Origin of the sequence: Streptomyces sp. NPDC007901 (assembly GCF_042959465.1) — a bacterium.
Taxonomy (GTDB): domain Bacteria; phylum Actinomycetota; class Actinomycetes; order Streptomycetales; family Streptomycetaceae; genus Streptomyces.
The window spans coordinates 651,346-674,862 of record NZ_JBIBKW010000005.1; the positions used below are offsets into that span (position 1 = coordinate 651,346).

The window sequence follows — 23,517 nt, forward strand, 5'->3', positions numbered from 1 at the left end:
GTTCGGTGACCTCGGCGACCTCGGAGGCGGTTCACGAGTTACTTGGCACCTGATTCGCCGCTCGTCAACGGCTCCCCAACCGACGCCACCACTGGTCCAGGGCCCTTCACGCCGGAGGGCCCTGAGCCGTGCCCGCAGTGGACAACGGACAGAACGAAACCCCATCCATAACGGTGGAACGGCAGGAGTGGCCCGTCCAGCACGGCTTCAGCCCGCTGGTGGTCCCGCGCCCCCGCGACCGGCGCCGGGGCCTCGGGGTCTGCGGCTACTGGTGGCCGTACGACGGCGAACCCCGGCTCCCCGCCGAGATCCGGGCGTTCCTCGACGCGGGCCCGCCACCGGTGTTCGTCGGCCTCGGCAACGCCACCGTGCCCGACGCCGCGCACCTGAGCGGCCAGGTCGCGGCGGCGCTGCGGAAGGCCGGGCTGCGCGGGGTGATCCAGCGCGGCTGGGGCGGCCTGGCCGCCGACGGCGACGACATGCTGACCGCCGGCGAGCTGCCCCACTCGGCCCTCTTCCCCCGCATGGCGGCCGTGGTCCACCACGCGGGCGCGGGCACCACGACGGCGTGACTGCGGGCCGGGGTGCCGGCGGTACCGGTCCCGATCCAGTTCGACGAGGGGCTCTGGGCAGCGCGGCTGGTGACGTTGGGGGTGGCTCCAGCGGCGGTGCCGTTGCGGGGGCTGACCGTCGACGCGCTGGCGGGGGGGGCGCTGCGGCGAGCGACGCGTCAGCCCGAATTCGCCGACAGGGCGAGGACGTCGGGCGCACGCATCCGCGCGGAGGACGGGATCGCACCGGTCACGGCGGCGCTGGCAGCGCCTCTTTGGGGAGCGCGCAGATAGCGCGACCGGCCACCACACGCCCACACCCGAGCGACTACCGAGCCCCCTCCGGCGTCCACCCCTCCGGCCGCAGGATCCCCACCAGCAACCGCACCAGCTCCTCCACGACGTCGTCGAGACTCGCGTCCACCCACCCCGCACTCCAGTCGTGCAGCAGGCCGTTGACGCTGCCGATGAACGCCGTCGCCGCCAGCCGGTAGTCGCGCGGTGCCGCGTCCCCGCGCGCGACCGCCGCGTTCGCCTCGGTGCATATCAGCTCCACCCACCGCGCCCGCCGCGCCAGCCGCTGCTCCTCCAGCCGGGGACTGACCCCGATGATCTCGACGAAGGTGATCCGGATGCGCCGGGGATCCGACGTCACGTCACGCGCGTACGCACGGAAGAGCACCGTGACCCGTTCCACCAACGGCAACGGCTCCGCCTCGGCGAACGCGGCCACCACCGCCTGCTCGGCCCACCCGTTGACCTCCAGGTGCAGGGCGGCGAGCACGTCCTCCAACGTGTGGAACTCCTCGTAGAACTGACGCGTCGACAGACCCGCCGTCTGGCTCAGCGCGGCGACGGTCGTGGCGCGAAATCCCGGTGCGTCGCCGAAGAGCTGGAGCGCCGCCTCCAGGAAGCGCCGACGCCGCTCCGCCTTGCGTTCCTCGGCGGACCGCCCGCCGTACCGTCCCGTCGGTGCCTTGAGCCTGCCCGCCAAGACCGCCCCCTCCGTCGTCCGCCCGTTGGCCAATTTTGTCGTGTACGCCTCTTGTGAAGTAAGCCGCCCCCTCCTTACTTTTCAGTAAGTTCGTTTTGAACGCGCCCGTGTTCAGATTCAGCGACCCGAGCCTGCACGCGCGTCCCCACCCCCCCATCAGAGGAGAGAGCAGTCATGCCTGCCTTCAGACCCAGGCACCTTTGCTCCGTAGCCGCCGCCCTCGTCCTGACCGTCGCCGCACCCGCGACCGCCGCCACCGCCGCGACGGACGCCGCCCTGCGCGAGGTGCTCTTTGTCGGCAACAACTGGGACGGCACCGCGACCGTCCTGAACTCGTCCGGCGACTTCGCCAAGGTCGGCCAGCTCAACGTCATCCCGGACAAGGACGCGCGGATCGCCGAGATCAACGCGGACCCGATCAAGTGGATCTACTACACGTCGATCCGCAACGAGGTCGGACAGGGCCACGACCAGTACGTGGACGACATGTACTCCACGCCGGACGGCAAGTCCGTGGTGGTCTCGCGTCCGAGCTTCGCGGACGTCGTCTCCATCGACCTGGCCACCGACAAAATCAACTGGCGGTTCCCGGTGGCCGGTTACCGTGCCGACCACATGGCCGTCTCCCCCGACGGCACCAAGGTCGCGGTCTCGGCGTCCACCGCGAACAAGGTGCAGGTCCTGGACATCAACACCGGCAAGGAGCTGGGCGAGTTCGACACCGGTGACAAGCCGCACGAGAACGTCTTCAGCCCCGACGGGAAGTACATCTGGAACATGGCGATCGGCGAGGTCACCACCTCGCTCGACGACCCGATCTGGGACTGGACCAAGGGCGACCGCCACATCACCGTCGCGGACGCCACCACCTACAAGCAGGTCAAGACGATCGACATGCGGGCCCGGCTGGACGCGATCGGCCTGACGGACTTCTCGGACGCGGTGCGGCCCGCGGCCTTCACCCCCGACTGGTCGAAGATGTACTTCCAGGTGTCGTTCTTCAACGGCTTCCTGGAGTACGACATCGCCACCGACAAGATCACCCGGGTGAAGACCCTGCCGGCGAACCCGGCGACCAGCACGGACCGCACCACCTGGCTCCTGGACTCCCGCCACCACGGCATCTCGATGAAGCCGGACGGCACCAAGCTGTGCGTCGCCGGGACGATGGACAACTACGCGACCGTCGTGGACCGGGCCACCCTGCAGGAGGGTCCGCTGATCACCGCGTCCACCCCGTACTGGGCAACGGTCAGCGGTGACGGCAAGGACTGCATCATCTCGGAGGCGGGCGCCGACCAGGTGACGGCCATCGACTTCGGCACCAGCCAGAAGGTGACCTCGGTCCCGGTCGGCGACCACCCGCAGCGCGTCCGGCTCGGCCATGTGCAGGCCGGCTGGACCGGTGCGAGCGGCAGTTGACAGAGGGTCCGATACTTCGGCCTCCGGGATGCGCGGCACCCCGGAGGCCGAAGCCCTGCCCGGAACACTCAGAACTTCGCCGCCACCCAGGCGGCCAGTTCCGCCTTGGCCGCGTTCAGCAGGGTGGAGCTCGGCGAGGTGGCCCCGTTGGTCACCAGCGCGAAGTGCAGCACGCCGGAGTCCGAGTCGGTGAGCAGCAGTCGGCGGCTGCCCGTCCCACCCGGTTCGGCGGCGACACCGACGGGGGTGGAGGACGTGTACGACGGGGGTGCGTAGGCCGTGCCCAGGTCGGAGACCACGGTGGTGGAGGCGGTCGCGAAGGAGGCCGGCAGATGGAGGTCGGTCGGTGCGGTGGCACTGCTGGAGCGCCAGACCTGGACGGCGTACTGGCCGGAGCCGACCAGCGCGGACACGTTCGGCAGCGAGCTGGGCACCGGGTTCCAGGTCAGGGTCGTCGAGCCGTCCCGGGAGCGGTCCTCGTAGGTGAAGGCGAGGGTGGTGCCGGAGGTGGCGCCCGGGTAGATCCGGTCGAGCAGCCGGGCGTCCTGACGGAGCGTCACCGTACCGCTGTCGGTCATGTTGACGGCCGACAGGTCCTCGTCGTTCCAGGCGTCGCCCGAGGTGAGGACCTTGCCGGCGTTGTCGTTCATCAGCTCGTGGTGACGGCCGTTGTAGATGTCCCACTGCCACTGGGTGCCGGACAGGACCGGGCCGGAGGTCGCCGGGGTGGACCACCAGTTCGCCCCGGAGAGGCGGGAGTCGAGGGCCTGGTACATGGCCTTGTCGACGGTCGGCGCCTTGCCGGCGGTGGTGCCGGACAGCGGGTGCCCGAACTCGCTGACGACCGCCGTGGTCCCGGTGGCCGAGGCGCGGTCACGGATGGTGCCGAAGTCGGTCGAGTACTGGCCGTCGGCGGCGTTGCCCCACATCAGGATGCCGGAGATGGCCTTCTGGTCGTAGAAGTGGGTGTTGAAGACGTACCGCGAGCCGAGCGTGCCCACGTCGAGCAGGCCGCCCTCCTGGTGGGTGACGTTGCCGTTCCAGTAGAGGTTGGGCTCGATGAGCGCGGGCTTGCTGGTCCAGCCGGCGGCGTCCATCCGGGCCCGGAACTTCTGGTAGAAGGGCCAGAGCCGGTTCTGCTCCCAGGTGCGGGAGGTCTCGCCGGAGTCGTAGGAACCGGCGTACGGCTCGTTGTACGGGTCGAAGCCCACCACGCCCGCGAACTCGTCGGACGTCAGGTGCTGGGCCAGGTAGGTCATGGTGGTCTGGGCGGTGGCCAGGAAGTAGTCCTGGAGGCCGTAGTTGTTGTGCCAGAAGTCGTACTGGGCCTCCTGGACGGCCGCGTTCTGGGTGATGTTCTGGCCCCAGAAGAGGCAGATGCCGCACGACTCGCTCGGGTAACTCCCCAGCGCCACGGCCCACTTGGGGGCGCCGTCGCCGGTGTACCAGCTGCCGGAGTTGAACAGGTAGCGGGAGTACAGGTCCTGGTGGAAGTCGGGGAAGACGCGGATGCCGGCGTCGAGGAACGCCTGCATCTGCGCGGTGACGGCGGCCAGGTAGGTGGTGGAGACCTGGCCCTGGACGGGTTCGGCGTGCGCCCAGGAGAGCAGGAAGCGCACGGCGTTGCCGCCGCCGAGGGCACGCAGCGCGGTCGCGGACTTCTTCGCGTCGGCGACGGAGGCGAACGGCAGGCCGCTGTTCTCCTCCAGCTTGGTCTCGCCGGAGACGTTGTAGCCGCGCAGCACGACCTCACGGCCCTGGCCGTCGACGAAACGGCCGTTCTGGACGGTGAGCGAGGTGCCGTCGAACCAGAGGGAGTCGGACGGGGTGGCCGCGGTGGCGGACGGAGCGCCCGCCACCGCGAGGAATCCGCAGAGGACGACCAGGACAACGATCAAACGCGCCCGGATTGTGGTCATGTTCATTACAGTCCGGTGATTTCCGGACACCGTCAATACTTCTGACTCATGAGTAAGTTGAATACCTGCCCGACACTTGTCGCTCAGCCGCCCACTCGACCGGTCACGTTCAACAGGTACTCCCGGCGGTTGAGCGGGTTGTGGTCGGTGCGCGCGCGTTCGGGGACCGTGCCGCGCGCCAGGGGCGCGTAGTGGTCGAAGGCGCTCTCCAGCTCGCCCTCACCCCGGGTCAGCCCCGGCAGCAGCTGCTCCAGCCGGTGCACCCGGGCGGCCGGTACCGCGCCCTCCAGAACGCCGAGCTGCCCCTCCGTCCTGGTGTCCCGGGGCAGTGCGCCGAGCCGGGTGAGCACCGGCAGCAGCGCGCCCAGCGTGTCCGCCGGGGCCTCCAGCCGGAAGCGGTGCATCGGCTCGTGCACCCGGGTGCCGGCCCGGCGCAGCGCCTCGGTCAGCACGAGCGGGGTCAGCCCCCGGAAGTCGTGTCCGGTGCTCGACATGCTCTTGTCGAAGCCCTGGTGCGCATGGCTCTGCCGGGGCGAGTAGCCGGAGTGGGTCATGGTCACCGTGCAGTCCGGGATCCGCCAGCCGTGCAGCCCCTGGCCGAGGGTCTCGCGCACGGTGTCCTCGACGGCCTTGAAGAAGGCGTACGGCATCGAGCCCAGCTCCACCTCCAGCCGGAAGCCGACGCCCGTGCCGGGCGGGGCCGGCTCCACCCGCAGGCCCACCGTCGCCAGGAAGGGGTTGCCGTCCTTCTTGTTGAACTCGACGGCCGCCCCGGTGCCGGTGACCCGTTCGACGCAGATGGTCGTGGTCTCCCGGAAACCGACGTCGAGGCCGTACTCCTCGGCGAGGGTCGCCTGGACGACCTCCTTCTGCACCTCGCCGTAGAGGGAGACGGAGGTCTCCTGCCGTACCTCGTCGTGCCGGACGTCGATCAGCGGGTCCTGCTCGGCGAGTTGGGTGAGGGCGACGTGCAGGGAGCGCCGGTCGGTGCCGGGCCCGGGGACGACGACGGTCTCCAGGGTCGGGGGCGCGAAGTGGTGCTCGTACACGCGCCCGGGCAGGCCGAGCGCGTCACCGATCCGGACTCCGCCGAGCCCCCACACCTTGACGATCCGCCCGGCCCCGGCAGCGTCCTGCCGGAGCTCGCCACCCCGGTCGAACACGGCGAGCCCGGTGACCCGGCCCTCCACCGGGCCGCCGGCGACCCGCCCGTCGGCACTGCGACGACCCGCTTGCCCGTCGCCACGGACTCCGTCGTCCTCCCCCGCACGGACGGCTTCGACAGGGCGCCGCTCGCGGACGGCTTCGGCCCGGCCCGACCCGCGCCGACCCACGACCCGATGCTTCTCGCCTTCGTCATGCGCCTCGGCGATCCGGTCGTCCCAGCCGGTCGCGGCCCCCGGGACACCCCCGTCGGCCCCACCGCCGCCGTCTTCCGCGCGGTCGCCCCCGAACGGGATCCGCTCACGTACCCGCAGCGTGCCCGCGTGGATCCGCGCGTAGGCGATCTTCTCCCCCGCCGGGCCCCGTTCCACCTTGAAGACGGTGGCCGACAGCGGTCCCGCCGGATCGCCGTCGGCCACGGGCAGCAGCCGTTCGACGCCCGCGATCAGCTCGGGCACCCCGGCGCCCGTGACGGCGGAGCCGAAGTACACCGGATGGACCAGGGCCCGCCGGGTCTGGTCGGCGAGGGCGGCGCGCAGCCGCGCGTCGGGGACCCCGCCGTCCAGGTAGGCGACGAGCAGGTCGTCGTCGTGGTCGGCGAGCGCGTCCAGCGCGGCCGGGCCGAGGCCGGGTACGAAGCGGGCGGCGCGCGTGCCGAGCGCGGCGGGCCGCCCCATCGGGACGAGCGGGACGGCGAGCCTGCGGGCCAGCCCGTCGAGGACGGCCCCGTCGCGGGCACCCCGCCGGTCGATCTTGTTGACGAAGATCAGCGTGGGGATGCGCAGCCGCCGCAGGGTCCGCATCAGCACCCGGGTCTGCGCCTGGACGCCCTCCACGGCCGAGACGACGAGCACCGCGCCGTCCAGCACACCGAGGACGCGTTCCACCTCGGCGATGAAGTCCGGGTGTCCCGGGGTGTCGATGAGGTTGACGGTCACCCCGTCGAGCGGGAAGGACACCACGGCGGACTTGATGGTGATGCCGCGCTGCCGCTCCAGGGCGAGGGTGTCGGTACTGGTGTTTCCGTCGTCGACGCTGCCGAGCTCGTCGATGACCCCGGCCGTGTACAGCAGCCGTTCGGTCAGGCTGGTCTTACCTGCGTCGACATGCGCGAGAATTCCGAGATTGAGCAGGTGCACTGAGCGTGATGTCCTTCGGCATGGGTGGGATTCCTTCCTGGCCTTCCTGGGTGGACATGCACGCAGCGCGCATCGGTGATCCTCTCTCGGTGACGTCGGGTCGGGAGCAGTGCAGCAGGACCGCCCGCTCGACAGCAATGGATTAATGCTCAACGAAACCCCTGCCGCAGCACTCGCCGCCTCCAGGGCCCGGCCATAGAGTGACCTACATCACGCCACCGTGACGCCTTTGCTGCGTTTCCTGTCGTTTCCCTCACTCCTGCCCGCACGGCCTGGAGGGCACATGACCCACATCAAGCTGAACGTGGACGGCACGCCCTACGAGGACGAGGTCGAACCCCGTCTGCTGCTGGCCCACTACCTGCGCGACCGCCTCGGCCTGACCGGCACCCCGATCGGCTGCGACACCTCGAACTGCGGCGCGTGCACAGTCGACCTGGACGGGGAGACCGTCAAGAGCTGCTCGGTCCTCGCCGTCCAGGCGGACGGCGGCACGGTCACCACGGTCCAGGGGCTGGCCAGGGACGGCGAGTGGACGGCGCTGCAGCACGCCTTCCACGAGCGGCACGGTCTGCAGTGCGGTTACTGCACCCCGGGGATGATCATGGCGGCCCGGGATCTGCTGCGCGAGAACCCGCACCCCTCCTCGGACGAGGTCCGGGAGGCACTGGAGGGCAACCTGTGCCGGTGCACCGGCTACCAGAACATCGTCCGCGCGGTGCTCGCCGCCTCCGGGCAGTCCGTACCCGAGGAGGCCACGGCATGACCGATCAGGCCGTCGAACACGAGGTCGGGCGCGCCCGGCTGCGCAAGGAGGACGCCCGGCTGATCACCGGCCAGACCAACTGGACCGACAACATCCAGGTCGCCGGACTGCTCCACCTGGCCGTGCTGCGCAGCCCGATGGCGCACGCCCGCGTCACCCGCGTCGACGTCTCCCCCGCCCTTGAACGCCCCGGTGTCGTCGCCGCGTTCAGCGGCGCCGACCTCGCAGAGGGCCTTGGCTCCCTGCCCTGCGCCTGGCCGGTGACCGAGGACATCGTGCTGCCGGACCACCCGCCGATCGCCGTCGACGAGGTCCGCCACGCCGGCGACCCGGTGGCCGTCGTCGTGGCCCGCGACCGGTACGCGGCCGCCGACGCGCTGGAGGCGGTCGAGGTCGACTACGACCCGCTGCCCCCGGTCCTCGACCTGGAGGCCGCGCTCGCCGACGACGCCCCGCTGGTCCACTCGGACAAGGGCACCAACCGCTGCTACACCTGGCCGCTCGCCACCGGCGAGAGCTTCGACTCGGTACGGCAGCGCGCCGACGTGACCCTCAAGCGCCGCTACCACCAGCAGCGGCTGATCCCCAACGCCATGGAGCCGCGCGCGGTCGTGGTCACGCCGATCGCCGCCTCCGGTGAGTACACGGTCTACTCGGCGACCCAGATCCCGCACATCCTGCGGATCATGCTGGCCACGGTCACCGGGATCCCCGAGCAGAAACTCCGCGTGATCGCCCCGGACGTGGGCGGCGGCTTCGGCTCCAAGCTCCAGGTCTACGGCGAGGAGGCCCTGGCCCTGGCGGTCGCCCGCAAACTCGGCCGCCCGGTGAAGTGGACCGAGTCCCGCTCCGAGGGCTACCTCGCCACCCACCACGGCCGCGGCATGATCCAGGACATCGAGATCGCCGCCACCCGCGAGGGGAGGCTGCTCGGCCTGAAGGTGGACCTGCTCGCCGACATGGGCGCCTACCTGATGCTCGTCACCCCGGGCATCCCGATCCTCGGCGCCTTCATGTACCCGGCGATCTACAAGATGGACGCCTACGACTTCACCTGCACCGGCGTCTTCACCACCCGCACGCCCACCGACGCCTACCGCGGCGCCGGACGCCCGGAGGCGACCTTCGCCATCGAGCGGATCATGGACGAACTCGCCGCCGAACTCGGCCTGGACCCCGTGGAGTTGCGGCGCCGGAACTGGATCCGGCACGAGGAGTTCCCGTACACCACCATCGCGGGGCTGACCTACGACAGCGGCAACTACGAGGCGGCCACCGACAAGGCCCTCGCCCTGTTCGGGTACGACGACCTGCGCGCCGAGCAGCACAAGCGCAACGAACGCGGCGACACCGTACGCCTCGGCATCGGCGTGTCCACGTTCACGGAGATGTGCGGGCTGGCCCCGAGCCGGGTCCTGCGGGACCTGCGGTACGCGGCCGGCGGCTGGGAGGCGGCGAGCATCCGCATGCTGCCCACCGGCAAGGTCGAGGTGGTCACCGGCACCAGTCCGCACGGGCAGGGGCATGTGACCTGCTGGAGCCAGATCGCGGCCGACGTGCTCGGGGTGCCGTTCGACGACGTCGAGGTGGTGCACGGCGACACGTTGGCCGCCCCGCAGGGCATGGACACCTACGGATCGCGGTCGCTGGCGGTCGGCGGCGAGGCCGTGCACCGGGCGGCGACGAAGGTGGTCGCCAAGGCCCGCAAGGTCGCCGCGCATCTGCTGGAGGCGAGCGAGCAGGACCTGGAGTTCACCGGCGGCGTGTTCTCCGTGAAGGGCTCTCCGGAGGCCCGCAAGACCATCCAGGAGATCGCCTTCGAGACGTTCACCAACCACGACCTGCCGGACGGCGTCGAGCCGTCCATCAACGCCGAGACCGTGGTCGACCCGGAGAACTTCTCCTACCCGCACGGCACCCACCTGTGCGCGGTCGAGGTGGACATGGAGACCGGGCGGACCCGGATCCGGTCGTACGTCTGCGTCGACGACGTCGGTCATGTCGTCAACCCGATGATCGTGGAGGGCCAGGTGCACGGCGGCCTTGCGCAGGGCATCGCGCAGGCGCTGTACGAGGAGGCCGTGTACGACGACGAGGGCAACCTCGTCTCCGGGACCATGGCCGACTATCTGGTGCCGTCGGCGCCGGATCTGCCGGACTTCGTGACCGACCGGACGGAGACCCCGGCGTCCTCGAACGCCCTGGGCGTCAAGGGGGTCGGCGAGGCCGGGACGATCGCGTCGACGCCGGCCGTGGTCAACGCCGTGGTGGACGCGCTGCGTCCGCTGGGCGTGACGGATGTGCGGATGCCCTGCACCCCGGAGCGGGTGTGGCGCGCGGTGAAGGAGGCGTCGGCATGATTCCCCCGGCATTCGAGTACGCCCGTCCGGCGAGCGTCGACGAGACGGTGCGCGTGCTCGCCGACGCGGGCGAGGAGGCGAAGGTGCTGGCCGGCGGGCAGAGCCTGCTGCCGTTGCTGCGGCTGCGGCTCGCCTTCCCGGAGCTGGTCGTGGACGTCGGGCGGATCCCCGAGCTGCGCGGGATCCGCGAGGACGGCGACGCGCTCGTCATCGGCGCGCTGACCACGCATCACGACGTCGTCCGCGATCCGCTGGTCCGCCGCCACGCCGGTCTGCTGGCCGCGGCGACGGCCACGGTCGCCGACCCCGCGGTACGGCACCGGGGCACCCTCGGCGGCTCGCTCGCGCACGCCGACCCGGCCGGGGACCTGCCCGCCGTGGCGCTGGCCCTGGACGCCGAGCTGGTCGCCGCCGGACCGGGCGGCCGGCGCACGATCCCGGCCCGCGACTTCTTCCTCGACTACCTCACCACCGCGCTCGCCCCCGACGAACTGCTGGTGGAGGTGCGGGTGCCGAAGAGGGACGGCTGGGGCTTCCACTACGAGAAGTTCCAGCGGGTCGCGCAGGCCTGGGCGATCGTCGGCGTGGCGGCGCTGGTGCGGCGCGACGACGGGCATGTCGCCGAGGCGCGGATCGGGCTCACCAACATGGGGTCGACCCCGCTGCGGGCCACGGCCGCCGAGGAGGCGCTCGCCGGTGCCGACGGACCCGGGGCGGTGGCCCGGGCCGCCGAGGCGGCGGCCGAGGGCACCCGGCCGTCCCAGGACCTGTCGGGCTCGCCCGAGTACCGGGAGCACCTCGCGCGGGTGCTGACCCGGCGGGCGGTGCTGACGGCCGCCGGAATGGGGTGAGCGCCGATCACCAGCATGGACGACCCGGAGCAGGTGCGGGCCCGCCTGGAGCAGACGGGGTATCTCGTCGACGAAGGGCTGGCCGTCACCTGCTTCCTGGCCCTGAGACTGCACCGGCCGCTGTTCTGCGAGGGCGACGCGGGCGTGGGCAAGACCGCGCTCGCCTCCGCCCTGGCCGAGGCGCTCGGCGCGCCGCTGATCCGGCTCCAGTGCCATGAGGGCATCGACGCCTCCCAGGCCCTGTACGACTGGGACTTCCCGCGCCAGCTGCTGCATCTGCGGGCCGCCGAGGCGGCCGGGGTCACGGACGCGGACCGTCTGGAGAGCGAGCTGTACGACCGCCGTTTCCTGATCGCCCGCCCCCTGCTGCTGGCCCTGCAGCAGCATCCCGCGGTCCTGCTGGTCGACGAGATCGACCGCGCGGACGACGAGTTCGAGGCGTTCCTGCTGGAGCTGCTCTCCGAGTACTCGGTCACGATCCCCGAACTGGGCACGCTGCGGGCGGAGGTGCCGCCGGTGGTCGTGCTCACCTCGAACCGGACCCGCGAGGTGCACGACGCCCTGAAGCGGCGCTGCCTCTACCACTGGTTCGACCATCCCTCCTTCGCCCGTGAACTGGCCATCGTGCGCACCCGGTTGCCGAAGGTGTCGGCGCGGCTGGCGGAACAGGTGACCGCGCTGGTGCAGGCGCTGCGCGGCGCGGACCTGCTCAAGCCGCCGGGCGTGGCGGAGACGATCGACTGGGCGGAGGCCCTGGACGCGCTGGGCGCGAGCGAGGTGGACACGGAGCTGGCCGTGGCCACCCTGGGGTCGGTGCTCAAGTACCGGGAGGACGCGGACCGGGCCCGGGGGCTCGATCTCGCGGCGATCCTGTCGGCCCGGGGCGGGTGACCGGGCATGGACGCGGCGGTACCGGTGGCGGCCGGGGTGTCGGCGGATGCCGTACTGCTCGGTTTCGTACGGGCGTTGCGGGCCGCGGGCGTGGACGCGAGCGCCGAACGCGGATACGCGTTCCTGCGCGCCGTGGCCGCCCTGCGGCCGGGCCTGCGTGCGGACGTCTACTGGGCGGGGCGGGCGACGCTGTGCGGCGGCCACGACGACCTGGACCGCTACGACCGGGTGTTCGCCGCGTACTTCGGCCGGACCGGGACCCCTCCCCCGCCGCCCGTGCGCACCCCTCCCCCGCCCCGGCTACGGCTCGTCGCCAGGGAGACGACAGCGGCGCCCCGTCCCCCTGGCGAGAGCGAGCCGTCCGCTCCGCCCACGCCCACCCTCGCCAGTTCCGCCGAGGTGCTCCGGCACCGCGACGTCACCGAGCTCGACGCCGCCGAACGGGCCCAACTGCGCCGTCTGCTCGCCGCGTTCGCGCTGGTGGGGCAGACCCGGCGGTCGGCCCGGCGGCGGCCCGCCCGGCGCGGGGACGTCGATCCGCGCCGTACGGTACGGGAGTTGCTGCGGCGCGGTGGGGAACCGGCCCTGCTGCGGCGGCACGCGCGGGTGGCCCGGCCGCGCCGGGTGGTGCTGCTCGTCGATGTGAGCGGCTCGATGGCGCCGTACGCCGACGCGCTGCTGCGGTTCGCGCACGCGGCGGTGCGCGCGGGCCGCACGGAGGTGTTCACCATCGGCACCCGGCTCACCCGGGTGACCCGCGAACTGTCGCACCGGGACCCCGATCTGGCGATGGAGTCCGTCGCGGCCGCGGTGCCCGACTGGCGCGGCGGCACCCGGCTCGGCGAGCTGCTGCGCGAGTTCCTGAACCGGTGGGGACAGCGCGGCATGGCGCGCGGCGCGATCGTCGTGCTGCTCTCGGACGGGTGGGAGCGCGGCGACCCGGAGCTGCTCGGACGCCAGATGCGCCGGCTGCACGGCCTGGCGCACCAGGTGGTGTGGGCGAACCCGCGCAAGGCGCGGCCCGGTTACGCGCCGCTGGCGGCCGGGATGGCGGCGGCGCTGCCCAGCGTCGACGCCTTCGTCGAGGGGCACAGCCTGGCGGCACTGGAGCGGCTCGCGGCGGTGGTGCGCGGGGCGTCCGCGGAGAGAGGAGCCGAGCGTGCGTGAGATTCTGCCGGTGCTGGCCGGCTGGCACGCGGCCGGGATCCCCTTCGGTCTGGCCACGGTGGTCGCGGTCAGCCGCAGCGCGCCGCGCGGGCCCGGTGCCGCCATGGCGGTGGGCCCGGACGACGAGGTCCTGGGCAGTGTCTCCGGGGGCTGTGTCGAGGGCGCAGTCTTCGAACTGGCGCAGGAGGTCGTGGCGAGCGGCGAACCCCGCCTGGAGACCTTCGGCTACAGCGACGAGGACGCCTTCGCGGTGGGGCTGACCTGCGGCGGCGAGATCACCCTGCTGGTCCGTCCGGTGACCGCCGCGTCCGACCCGGCGTTCGGCGCGGTCGCCGCGTCGGTCGCCGGCGGCGAACCGGTGACCGTGGCCACGGTGGTGGACGGGCCCGCGCCGCGCGGCGCCACCCTGGCCGTCTGGCCGGACCGGACGGCGAGCACGCTCGGCACCGACGGCCTCGACATCGCCGTCACCGCGGACGCGCGCGGCGAACTCGCGCTCGGCGCCTCGGTGTTGCGGCACTACGGCCCGCGCGGGGAGCGCCGCGAGGACGCGGTCACCGTCTTCCTCCAGTCGTTCGCGCCGCCGCCCCGCATGCTGGTGTTCGGCGCGATCGACTACGCGGCGGCGGTGGCCCGGATCGGTGACTTCCTCGGCTACCGGGTCACCGTGTGCGACGCCCGCCCGGTCTTCGCCACCCCGAAGCGCTTCCCGGCGGGCGTCGAGGTCGTCGTCGACTGGCCGCACCGCTACCTCGGCGGCACGGACACCGACGACCGCACCGTCATCTGCGTCCTCACCCACGACCCGAAGTTCGACGTCCCGCTGCTGGAGGAGGCGCTGCGCCGGCCCGCCGCCTACATCGGGGCGATGGGCAGCCGCCGTACCCACGACGAACGGCGGGCCCGGCTGGCCGAGGCGGGGCTCACCAGGGCCGAACTGGACCGCCTGCGCTCACCGCTCGGCCTGGACCTCGGCGCCCGTACCCCCGAGGAGGTCGCCGTGTCCGTCGCCGCCGAGATCGTCGCGCTGCGCTGGGGCGGCAGCGGCGCCCCCCTGACCACGACCGCGGGGGCCATCCACCATCCGGTCGCACCCTGAGCCGAGGAGGAAGTCATGGAGCTGCACCACGAGTTCACCGTCCCGGTCCCGGCCGACGAGGCCTGGCGCGCCCTCCTCGACATCGAACGGGTCGCGCCCTGTCTGCCGGGCGCGGTCGTGGAGGACTACGACGGCAAGACCGTGACCGGCTCGGTCAAGGTCAAGGTCGGCCCGGTCACCGTGGCCTACCGGGGCACCGCGGTCTTCGAGGAACAGGACGCGTCCGCCCACCGGATGGTGCTGCTGGCCAGCGGCCGGGAGACCCGCGGCCAGGGCACGGCCCGGGCGACGGTCACCGCCACCCTCACCGAACGCGACGGCGCCACGGCGGTCTCCGTCCGCACCGACCTCACGGTGACCGGCCGTCCGGCCCAGTTCGGCCGCGGCGTCCTGGCGGAGGTCGGCGACCGCCTGGTGGGCCAGTTCGCGACCTGCCTCGCGGAACGCCTGACCGATCGCCCACAGCACATGGACGAGGACGACGAGGCACCACAGCCACTCGACCTGCTGCGTACGGCCGGGGTGCCGGTGGCCAAGCGGGCCGCGGCGGTGGCCGCCGTACTCGCCGTGCTCACGGTGGCGGGGGCACGACTGCGCCGGCGTCGGCGGCAACACGCCAGGCGGCGATGATCTGTTCCGCCCGTCGAACACTATGAACACAACGCCCGGACCGTGGTTCCGGTCCCGGACCGCTCCCTAGCATCGCCGCGGACGGCGCGAAGAAGCGCCGACGACGACAGGGAGCCGCGCCTTGAACAGGTCGAGAACCCCCGTACGGGTCCGCCGGACCGGCCGCCGCCGACGCACCGGACTGCTCGCCTCCGTGGCGGCGGCCCTCACCACCGCCTTCGTCGGCGCCCCGCCCGCACAGGCCGGGACACCGCCGCCGACCGCCTTCTCCTGCCCGGCGGAACTCGACGGCAGGGCCACCTGTTACACCGGCCGGGACGCCCACGGCGCCGCCTACGCCATCGCCGTCCCCGGGCACTGGAACGGCTCCCTGGTCGTGCACGCGCACGGCGGCCCCGACCTCGGCACCGGCTCGGACCCGGCGCGCAGTACCGACGACCTGGCCCGCTGGTCGGTGATGGTGAAGGAGGGGTACGCCTGGGCGGGCTCGTCCTACCGCAGGGGCGGCTACGGCACCCGCATGGCCGCCGAGGACACCGAGAACGTGCGCCGGCTGTTCGTCGAGAACTTCGGGAGGCCGCAACGCACTTATGTGCACGGTCAGTCCTGGGGCGGGGATGTCGCCGCCAAGGTGGTCGAGGTGTACGGCGGGCGAGGCGGACCGTACGACGGTGCGCTGCTCACCAGCGGTGTCCTCGGCGGCGGGTCCCGGGGGTACGACTACCGCGTCGACCTCCGCGTCGTCTACCAGTACTACTGCCGCAACCTGCCCCGGCCGACCGAACCCCCGTACCCGCTGTGGCAGGGGCTGCGCGCGGACTCGACGCTGACGACGGCCGGACTGCGCGCCCGGCTCCAGGAGTGCACGGGCTACGCCTCGGCCCCGCAGGAGCGCACCGCCCTCCAGCAGCGCAACCTCGACGACATCCTCGCGGTCACCGGTGTCCCCGAGCGCACCCTGGAGTCGCATCTGCGGTTCGCGGTCTTCACGTTCCGGGACATCGTGCACGACCGGCTCGGCGGCCGTAATCCGTTCTCGAACCGGGGCGTGCGGTACTCGGGGTCGCACGACGACCAGGCGCTCAACGCCGGGGTCGAGCGGTTCGCCGCCGATCCGACCGCGGTACGCGACCTGTCCTACGACAGCGATCTCACCGGCAGGGTGTCGATCCCGGTGCTCACGCTGCACGCCATCGACGATCCGACGGCGTTCGTGGAGCACGAGGCGGCCTACCGGGCCACCCTGCGCGGCGCCCACCGGGACCGCCACCTCGTGCAGACGTTCACCCACGAGTCCGAGCACAGTGCGCTGAGCGACGCGGAGTACGCCGACTCGATCGCGGCACTGGACGGTTGGGTGCGCACGGGCAGGAGGCCGACGCCCCAGGCGGTCGCGGACTCCTGCGCCGCGTTCGACCGGATCTACGCCACGGGCTGTTTCTACGACCCGGCCTTCCGCCCCGCCGCCTACGCCTCCCGGGTCCGCCCGCGGCCGGGCGGGCTGCACTGGCCCGCCATGACGGCGGCGCAGGAGAAGCGGTGGAGCAGGATCGCCGGGGCCGGGATCGCCCCCTGACGAGTCACCTCAGCGCGGCGGCAGCCGGTGCAGGGTGACGTCCGTCAGCGCGCCGTCGGCGACGGTCGCGGTGAGGTAGGTGCAGTGCGGCTGGCGGCGCCGGTCGGTGGGCGAGCCGGGGTTGAGCAGCCGCAGTCCGCCCGGTGCCGTGCTGTCCCAGGGGATGTGGCTGTGCCCGAAGACCAGGACGTCCAGGTCGGGGAAGCGGGCGGCGCAGCGGGTCTCGCGGCCCTGGGCGGGACCGGTCTCGTGGATCGTCCCGAACCGCAGGCCGCCCAGGTCGGCGTAGGCCACCTCGGGCAGCCGGGCGCGCAGGCCGGGGCCGTCGTTGTTGCCGTACACGCCGATCAGCCGGCGGCTGTGCCGCTCCAGCAGGTCGAGGGTGGCCTCGTCGACCCAGTCACCGGCGTGGAACACGACGTCGGCGCGCGGGAGTTCGGCCAGCAGCTGGTCCGGGAGCCGCTTGGCGCGCAGCGGGAGGTGCGTGTCGGAGGTCAGGAGCAGACGCAGGCGCACCCGGCCAGCGTAGCCAATGACCCCGCCCGTAGATCTTCAGTCCAGACTTAACAGTTTCAGCTGGACAGTTTCGACTGTCGGTCCTAGGGTGGGCCGCATGGCAGAGATCACCGATTCCGCGACCCGCGCGGCGCGCGATCTGCGCGTGATGTTCAGCAGGCTGCGCCGCCGTATCCGGGAGGTCGCCCAGGACGCGGACCTCACCCCGTCGCAGGAGTCGGCGCTCACCCTGGTGTCGAAGCACGGCGCGGCCACGGCCAGTGCGCTGGCCTCCGCGGAGGGGGTGCGGCCGCAGTCGATGGCGGCCACGCTGGCCGCGCTCGACCAGCAGGGACTGATCCGCCGCAGCCCCGACCCGACCGACGGCCGCCGTCAGCTGGTCACCCTGACCGAGTCCGGCCAGGCCCGGGTCGAAGGCAACCGGCAGGCGCGCGACGAGTGGCTGGCCCGCGCCTTCCAGGAGCGGTACACCGAGGACGAGCGGCGGACCCTGCTCACCGCCATCGAGCTGCTCGAACGGCTGTCGCGGCCGTGATACCCCGGTCGGCCGCGGCCACCCGCAAGGGCACCCGCCCGTCCCCCGCCGGCTTCGACCGGCGACTGATCGCGCCGATGGTGCTGGGTTCCGTACTGAACCCGATCAACTCCTCGATGATCGCGGTGGCCCTGGTCCCGATCGGGATCGCCTTCGGGGCGCCGCCCGCCGAGACGGTGTGGCTGGTCACCGCGCTCTACCTGGCGACCGCCGTGAGGCAGCCGGTGATCGGGCGGCTCGTGGACATGTACGGACCGCGCCGCCTCTACCTCGTCGGGACTGGGCTGGTGGGCGTCGCCGGAGTGCTGGGCGCGCTGGCCCCCACGCTGGGCGTGCTGATCGCGGCGCGGGTGCTGCTCGGCTTCGGCACGTCGGCGGCGTATCCGGCGGCGATGCGGCTGACCCGGAGCGAGGCCGAGCGCACCGGGCAGGACAGCCCGGCCGGGGTGCTGACCGCGCTCGCCGTGTCCGCGCAGACCGTGGCCGTGGTCGGTCCGACGCTGGGCGGGGTGCTGATCGGCGCCGGCGGCTGGCACATGGTGTTCACCGTCAACGTGCCGCTCTCCGCGGCCTGTCTGGTCCTCGGCGTCAAGTGGCTGCCGAGGTCCGGGGCGCCCGAGCGGGGGCAGCGCATGGACCTGCCCGGCATGGCCCTGTTCGCCGTCCTGCTGATCTCGCTGATGCTGTTCCTGATGGGCCCGCGGCCCGACCGCTGGTACCTGCCGGCGCTGACCCTCGTGGCGGCCGCCGTCTTCGCGGCCCGCGAGCTGCGGGTGCCCGACCCGTTCGTCGACCTGCGGGTTCTCGGCGGCAACGTCCCGCTCGTCGTCACCTATGTGCGCCAACTCCTCGCGTACACCACCTCGTACGCCTTCCTGTACGGCTACACGCAGTGGCTGGAGCAGGGCCGCGGGCTCAGCGCCTCCGCCGCCGGACTCGTCCTGCTGCCGCTGTCGGCCGCCGCGCTCGTCACCGCCACGGTCACCGGCCGCCGGGAGGCCGTCCGCGGCAAGCTGCTGGTCGGCTCGCTGCTGCAGATCGCGGGCTGCGCGGCGCTGCTGCTGGTCGACGGCGACAGCCCGGTCTGGGCGCTCCTCGCGGTCGGCGCGCTGCTCGGCGTCCCGCAGGGGCTGCTCGGGCTCGCCGCGCAGACCGCGCTGTACCGGCAGGCCGACCCGGAGCGGATCGGCTCCGCGGCCGGGCTGCTGCGGACCTTCATGTACCTCGGCGCGCTGGGAGCCTCCGCCGCGACCGCGGCGTTCTTCCCGCACCGCGCCGACACGGGCGGGCTGCACGGCCTGGCCCTGTTCATGCTCGCCGGCTCGGCACTGCTGCTGGCGATCACGCTGCCGGACCGGTCCCTGGCCCGGCTCACACCCACCCCCCGAAAGGCCTGATCCACCCCATGTCTCTGAGCACCCTCGACCCCCGCACCGCGCTCGTCGTCATCGACCTCCAGCAGGGCATCGTGGGCATGCCCACCCAGCCGTACTCCGGCGCCGAGGTGGTGGCCCGCACGGCCGAGCTCGCCGACGCCTTCCGCGCCAAGGGCCTGCCCGTGGTCCTGGTCCGGGTCTCCTTCGCCGCCGACTTCGCCGACGCCGTCCCGGGCCGCACCGAGCGCCAGGCGCGCGGCCTCGCCTTCCCGGAGGGCTGGGACACCGTCGTCGACGAACTGTCCGGCCACGACGGCGACATCCGTGTCACCAAGCACAACTGGAGCGCCTTCCACGGCACCGACCTGGACGTCCAGCTGCGCCGCCGGGGCATCACCCAGATCGTGCTGACCGGCATCGCCACCAGCATCGGCGTGGAGTCCACCGCCCGGGACGGCTACGCGCACGGCTACCACGTGACGCTCGCCACGGACGCGATGGCCGACGCCGACCCCGACGCGCACCGCGGCTCCGTGGAACGGATCTTCCCGCGCCTCGGCGAGTCCGGTACCACGGCGGAGGTGCTGGAGCTGCTGGCCAAGACGCACAGCTGACTCATGACCCGGTCTTGGCCCGGGCCGAGGCGAGTCCTGGGCCACGACCGGGTTAGCATTCGGCCACACGCACGTGCCGTCCAGGGAAACCGGCGGCTTTATCCAGGGGGCTAGGAAGCCGGATGCCGGTCAAAGTCAGTGTTGTCGTCCCTGTCTACAACCCGGGGCCCTATATCGAGGACTGCATCGCCTCGCTGCTCCGGCAGTCGCTGCCTCGCGACGAGTACGAAGTGATCTTCGTGGACGACGGCTCCAGCGACGAGACCCCGGCCCGGCTGGACGCGCTCGCGGCCGAGCACCCGCACATCCACGTCATCCACCAGGAGCCGTCCGGCTGGTCCGGCAAGCCCCGCAACGTGGGCATCGCCGCCTCCCAGGGCGAGTTCGTGATGTTCGTCGACAACGACGACTTCCTGGGCGACGAGGCCCTGGAGCGGATGTACGACTACGGCGTCGCGAACGAGGCCGACCTGATCATCGGCAAGATGGCGGGCAAGGGCCGCCCGGTGCCGGTGGAACTGTTCCGCCGCAACCACCCGCGGGCCACCGTCGACAACGCCCCGCTGATGGACAGCCTGACCCCGCACAAGATGCTGCGCCGGTCCTTCCTGGACCGCATCGGGCTGCGCTTCCCCGAGGGCCGCAGGCGGCTGGAGGACCACGTCTTCGTCGCCGAGGCCTACCTGCGCGCGTCGAACATCTCGGTGCTCGGCGACTACGTGTGCTACTACCACATCAAGCGGGACGACGCCTCGAACGCCGGCTTCCAGCGCTTCGACCCGGTCGGCTACTTCGCCAATCTGCGCGAGGCCCTGGACGTCGTCGAGCGCTACACCGAGCCCGGCCCCACCCGCGACCGGATGTTCCGGCGCTGGCTGCGCAGCGAGATGGGCGAGCGGCTGCGCGGCAACCGGTTCCTCAAGCTGCCGGACGACTACCGCAGGGAACTCTTCGACGAGATCCACAAGGTGATCGCCGAACGCATGGGCCCGTCCGTGTTCGCCCTGCTCGAACCGGCCCATCGGGTGGCCACCGAGCTGGCCGGCGCCGGCCGCTACGAGGACGTGCTCGCCGTCGCCGAGTGGGAGGCGTCCATCGGCCCCTCGACGGCGCTGGAGAGCGTCGCCTGGGACGGCGGCACCCTGAAGATCGACTTCAGCGCCGAGTACAGCGCCGCCGGCGCGCCCAAGACCTACCCGGCCGACACCACGCCCGTCCCGTTCGACGGCGCGTCGGCGACCGTCGCCGAGGCCATCGCATGGCTGGAGCGCGGCACCGCCGCCCGCTTCGACCGGGCCAACGTCGACCTGATGATGCGCGAGCGGGAGACCCACGCGCAGTTCTTCCAGCCGATCGAGTTCACCCGCGAGACCGTTCCCGTCGAGGGCGAGCCGGACCGGGTCCGCCTGGTCGTGAAGGCGACGGCGACCGTGGACCCGGCCACCGCCGCCAGCGGCACCCCGCTGCCGGCCGGGCTGTATGACGCGTTCGTCCGGCTGACGATCGGCGGCTGGACCCGCGAGTACCGGCTGTTCCCGGTCTCCGGGGAGCCGCTCCCCGCGATGCCGGTCCCGGGTGTCGTCGGCGGCCTGCGGGTGCTGCCGTACTGGACGGTCAAGAACAACTTCGCCCTCGACGTCGACATGGCCGGCAAGCGGCTCGGCTTCGGCGAGTTCAAGCCCGCCGACTTCACGGTCGCCGGTGACCGGCTGCGCGCGGTGCTGCCGTTCCATGTCGCCGGTGACGTCAAGGCGGCGCTCCGGCTGACCGGTCCGAAGCCCGCCGCCGAGGTGCTGGAGGTGCCGGCCACGCTGTCGCCCGCCGAGGGCGGCGGGGCCGTGCTGGACGCCCCGCTGCCGGTGCGGTCGCTGCAGCAGGGCGGCTGGCGGCCGGCCCTGTGCCTGGTCGCGGACGCCGCCGAGCCGCGCTTCTTCACGCTGCCGCTCGTCGTGCGCAACTCCCCCGAGGGCCTGAAGGTCGCCAAGCCGGCGCCGAAGAAGCCCGCGGCGGCCACGCCCAAGCCGGCGCCGAAGCCGAAGCCGAGCGCCGCCCGCAGGCTGGCCCGTAAGCTGCCGCTGCCGGTGCGCCGGGCCCTGGCCAGAGCCCTGGGCCGGGGCAGGACCGCACCCACCGCACGACAGGAAGGCAAGTGACACCGTGCGACCGCTGAGCATCGAAGGCGCCTGGATCCAGGAGCCCAAGGTCTTCCCCGACGACCGGGGCAGCTTCCACGAGTGGTTCCGGGCCGGGGAGTTCCGCGAGGCCCTCGGCTACGACCTCGACCTCGCCCAGGCGAACTGCTCGGTCTCCCGGCGGGGCGTGCTGCGCGGCATCCACTTCGCCGACGTGCCGCCGAGCCAGTCCAAGTACGTCAAGTGCGTACGCGGTGCCGTCCTGGACGTCATCGTGGACATCCGGGTCGGCTCCCCCACCTTCGGCAACTGGGAGGCGGTCCGGCTCGACGACGACAACCGGCACGCCGTGTTCCTCTCGGAAGGCCTCGGCCACGCCTTCATGGCGCTGACCGACGACGCCACCGTGGTGTACCTGTGCTCGGCCGGATACGCGCCGGGCCGCGAGCACGGCATCAACCCGCTCGACCCCGAGCTGGGCATCGAGTGGCCCGAGGGCCTCGCACCGGTGCTGTCGGAGAAGGACGCCGAGGCGCCGTCCCTCGCGGAGGCCGCGGCTTCGGGCCTGCTGCCGACGTACGCGGACTGCGTGGCGTACTACGAGCGACTGCGCGGCTGACCACGGCCGAGGAGCCGAACCCGGCCCGGGTTCGGCTCCTCGGTGAACGCGTGTCAGGACTTCGCGTAACGCTGCTTCAGCGCGCTCCGCTTGTTCGTGCCCTCGGCATTCCTGCCCTTCTCGATGATCACGAGATTGTGGTAGAAGTGCATGCCGACGATATTGAGGTCGGTGTACGTCGGCTGATAGTTCTCCGTGACGAATTCCTCGTAATTCAGCCCGTCCACCAACCGCTTGAGCATCCCCATACTGGTGTGCGCGGCTTCGAGGTCCTCGCTGCCCTGCCATTCGGGCCAGTAGGAGGACTGGGTGTCCTCGACGATGTAGATGCCACCGTCCTTGAGCCGGGGGAAGAGCGTGGCGAACGTCGTGAGCACATGAGGACTGCGGTGACTGCCGTCGTCGATGATGACGTCCAGATCACCGATCTTGTCCGCGACGGTGTTCAGTGACGTCGGGTCGGACTGGTCACCGATGAACGTCGTGATGCGATCCTCGTCGACAAATGACTTGTCCTGGATGTCCATTCCGAAAATCCGCGCCTTCGGGAAGAACTGCTTCCACATGCGCAGCGAGGCACCGCCCTGGCCTGGCCTGTTGTAGCCGCCGATGCCGATTTCCAGCAGGTTGAACGACTCGTTCTTCAGGTGCCCGAGGTGGCGCTGGTAGTGCTGGGTGTAGCGGTGTATTCCCCACTTGTCCGTCTTGAAGTGCTGGGCGAGTTTGTTCAGGTCACCGGAGATCGCGTCGAGTCCGGTCGGCTTGGGCGGCTTCACCGGCGGCCGGCCGGAGAAGCGCCGCTTCACCCGTCGCAGGACCCGCACATTCTTCTCACCCAATACAGACTTCACGGTCGCTCGGATCGACATCGCGGGACAAATCCTTTCCGCACCCGGCTCACAAGACATTCAAAGCATCATGGTAGTGATGCCAGGCAATCCACAAGGGGCGAACACAGAGACAACCGAAAAAAGGTCGGACGGGCTCCCGTTATTCCGGTGATACGGCACAGGGCGGCCGGGGGGGGGGGGGGGGGGGGGGGGGGGGGGCCCCCCCGGGGGGGGGGGGGGGGGGGGGGGGGGGGGGGGGGGGGGGGCCCCCCGCCGCCGGAGAGATACCGGACCAGGGCCGAGGCCTGGCCGGAGAGGAAGCGGGCGGGCAGGCGTACGACCTGGACGCGGACCGGGTCGCGGCGC

At 72.1% G+C, this 23,517-nt stretch carries 19 protein-coding genes and 1 pseudogene; 15 read left to right on the forward strand and 5 right to left on the reverse strand.

What is annotated here, in order from left to right; translation table 11 throughout:
* Positions 1-176: 176 nt before the first annotated feature.
* Positions 177-845: pseudogene (locus tag ACFZDK_RS20350) on the forward strand (glycosyltransferase); the annotation flags it as partial.
* Positions 846-879: 34 nt separating this feature from the next.
* On the opposite strand, the gene ACFZDK_RS20355 reads toward ACFZDK_RS20350, so the two are convergent.
* Positions 880-1,545, reverse strand: coding sequence for a TetR family transcriptional regulator (locus ACFZDK_RS20355; protein WP_390974199.1), 666 nt, complete (start codon positions 1,543-1,545; stop codon positions 880-882).
* Between the two features lie 174 nt (positions 1,546-1,719).
* Between ACFZDK_RS20355 and ACFZDK_RS20360 the strand changes: the two genes are divergently transcribed.
* Positions 1,720-2,967 (forward strand): YncE family protein, encoded by a 1,248-nt coding sequence (locus tag ACFZDK_RS20360; RefSeq protein WP_390974200.1) that lies wholly within the window; start codon positions 1,720-1,722, stop codon positions 2,965-2,967.
* A 68-nt stretch (positions 2,968-3,035) separates the two neighbouring features.
* Here ACFZDK_RS20360 and ACFZDK_RS20365 read toward each other — a convergent pair whose 3' ends face one another.
* Positions 3,036-4,892 carry a cellulase family glycosylhydrolase gene (locus ACFZDK_RS20365; protein ID WP_390974202.1) on the reverse strand — a complete coding sequence of 619 codons (1,857 nt, stop codon included), beginning with the start codon at positions 4,890-4,892 and terminating at the stop codon, positions 3,036-3,038.
* A 77-nt stretch (positions 4,893-4,969) separates the two neighbouring features.
* Positions 4,970-7,189: a GTP-binding protein gene (locus ACFZDK_RS20370; protein ID WP_390974203.1), complete on the reverse strand. Its 2,220-nt coding sequence runs from the start codon at positions 7,187-7,189 to the stop codon at positions 4,970-4,972.
* A gap of 283 nt (positions 7,190-7,472) precedes the next feature.
* Between ACFZDK_RS20370 and ACFZDK_RS20375 the strand changes: the two genes are divergently transcribed.
* The 8 genes from ACFZDK_RS20375 to ACFZDK_RS20410 all read left to right on the forward strand — a co-directional run bounded on the left by ACFZDK_RS20375 (position 7,473) and on the right by ACFZDK_RS20410 (position 16,529).
* A complete protein-coding gene (locus ACFZDK_RS20375) occupies positions 7,473-7,955 on the forward strand; it encodes a 2Fe-2S iron-sulfur cluster-binding protein (protein WP_390974205.1) in 483 nt (160 codons plus the stop codon).
* The gene (locus tag ACFZDK_RS20380; RefSeq protein ID WP_390974206.1) at positions 7,952-10,315 is read left to right on the forward strand and encodes a molybdopterin cofactor-binding domain-containing protein; all 2,364 of its coding nucleotides are present in this window, start codon (positions 7,952-7,954) and stop codon (positions 10,313-10,315) included. Before ACFZDK_RS20375 ends, ACFZDK_RS20380 begins: the two co-directional genes overlap by 4 nt.
* Positions 10,312-11,166: an FAD binding domain-containing protein gene (locus ACFZDK_RS20385; protein ID WP_390974208.1), complete on the forward strand. Its 855-nt coding sequence runs from the start codon at positions 10,312-10,314 to the stop codon at positions 11,164-11,166. Before ACFZDK_RS20380 ends, ACFZDK_RS20385 begins: the two co-directional genes overlap by 4 nt.
* A gap of 15 nt (positions 11,167-11,181) precedes the next feature.
* On the forward strand, positions 11,182-12,057 hold the full coding sequence (locus ACFZDK_RS20390) for an AAA family ATPase (protein WP_390974210.1): 876 nt from the start codon (positions 11,182-11,184) through the stop codon (positions 12,055-12,057).
* A gap of 6 nt (positions 12,058-12,063) precedes the next feature.
* A complete protein-coding gene (locus ACFZDK_RS20395) occupies positions 12,064-13,224 on the forward strand; it encodes a VWA domain-containing protein (protein ID WP_390974211.1) in 1,161 nt (386 codons plus the stop codon).
* Positions 13,217-14,323: an XdhC family protein gene (locus ACFZDK_RS20400; protein WP_390974213.1), complete on the forward strand. Its 1,107-nt coding sequence runs from the start codon at positions 13,217-13,219 to the stop codon at positions 14,321-14,323. Before ACFZDK_RS20395 ends, ACFZDK_RS20400 begins: the two co-directional genes overlap by 8 nt.
* Before the next feature lie 15 nt (positions 14,324-14,338).
* On the forward strand, positions 14,339-14,953 hold the full coding sequence (locus tag ACFZDK_RS20405) for an SRPBCC domain-containing protein (protein ID WP_390974214.1): 615 nt from the start codon (positions 14,339-14,341) through the stop codon (positions 14,951-14,953).
* Between the two features lie 121 nt (positions 14,954-15,074).
* Entirely contained in the window at positions 15,075-16,529 is a 1,455-nt protein-coding gene (locus tag ACFZDK_RS20410) for a hypothetical protein (protein ID WP_390974216.1), read from the forward strand.
* A 9-nt stretch (positions 16,530-16,538) separates the two neighbouring features.
* Here the strand turns inward: ACFZDK_RS20410 and ACFZDK_RS20415 are convergent, their stop codons facing one another.
* Positions 16,539-17,039 carry a YfcE family phosphodiesterase gene (locus ACFZDK_RS20415; RefSeq protein WP_390974262.1) on the reverse strand — a complete coding sequence of 167 codons (501 nt, stop codon included), beginning with the start codon at positions 17,037-17,039 and terminating at the stop codon, positions 16,539-16,541.
* A gap of 103 nt (positions 17,040-17,142) precedes the next feature.
* Here ACFZDK_RS20415 and ACFZDK_RS20420 point away from each other — a divergent pair, with 103 nt between their 5' ends.
* The 5 genes from ACFZDK_RS20420 to rfbC all read left to right on the forward strand — a co-directional run bounded on the left by ACFZDK_RS20420 (position 17,143) and on the right by rfbC (position 22,321).
* Positions 17,143-17,580 carry a MarR family transcriptional regulator gene (locus ACFZDK_RS20420; protein ID WP_390974217.1) on the forward strand — a complete coding sequence of 146 codons (438 nt, stop codon included), beginning with the start codon at positions 17,143-17,145 and terminating at the stop codon, positions 17,578-17,580.
* Positions 17,577-18,977: an MFS transporter gene (locus ACFZDK_RS20425; protein WP_390974219.1), complete on the forward strand. Its 1,401-nt coding sequence runs from the start codon at positions 17,577-17,579 to the stop codon at positions 18,975-18,977. Before ACFZDK_RS20420 ends, ACFZDK_RS20425 begins: the two co-directional genes overlap by 4 nt.
* 8 nt (positions 18,978-18,985) lie before the next feature.
* The gene (locus ACFZDK_RS20430; RefSeq protein ID WP_390974221.1) at positions 18,986-19,570 is read left to right on the forward strand and encodes a hydrolase; all 585 of its coding nucleotides are present in this window, start codon (positions 18,986-18,988) and stop codon (positions 19,568-19,570) included.
* Positions 19,571-19,692: 122 nt separating this feature from the next.
* Positions 19,693-21,723 (forward strand): glycosyltransferase, encoded by a 2,031-nt coding sequence (locus ACFZDK_RS20435; protein ID WP_390974222.1) that lies wholly within the window; start codon positions 19,693-19,695, stop codon positions 21,721-21,723.
* Between the two features lie 4 nt (positions 21,724-21,727).
* Entirely contained in the window at positions 21,728-22,321 is a 594-nt protein-coding gene (rfbC, locus tag ACFZDK_RS20440; protein ID WP_355726320.1) for a dTDP-4-dehydrorhamnose 3,5-epimerase, read from the forward strand.
* A 53-nt stretch (positions 22,322-22,374) separates the two neighbouring features.
* Here the strand turns inward: rfbC and ACFZDK_RS20445 are convergent, their stop codons facing one another.
* Entirely contained in the window at positions 22,375-23,190 is an 816-nt protein-coding gene (locus ACFZDK_RS20445) for a hypothetical protein (protein ID WP_390974223.1), read from the reverse strand.
* Between the last annotated feature and the right edge of the window lie 327 nt (positions 23,191-23,517).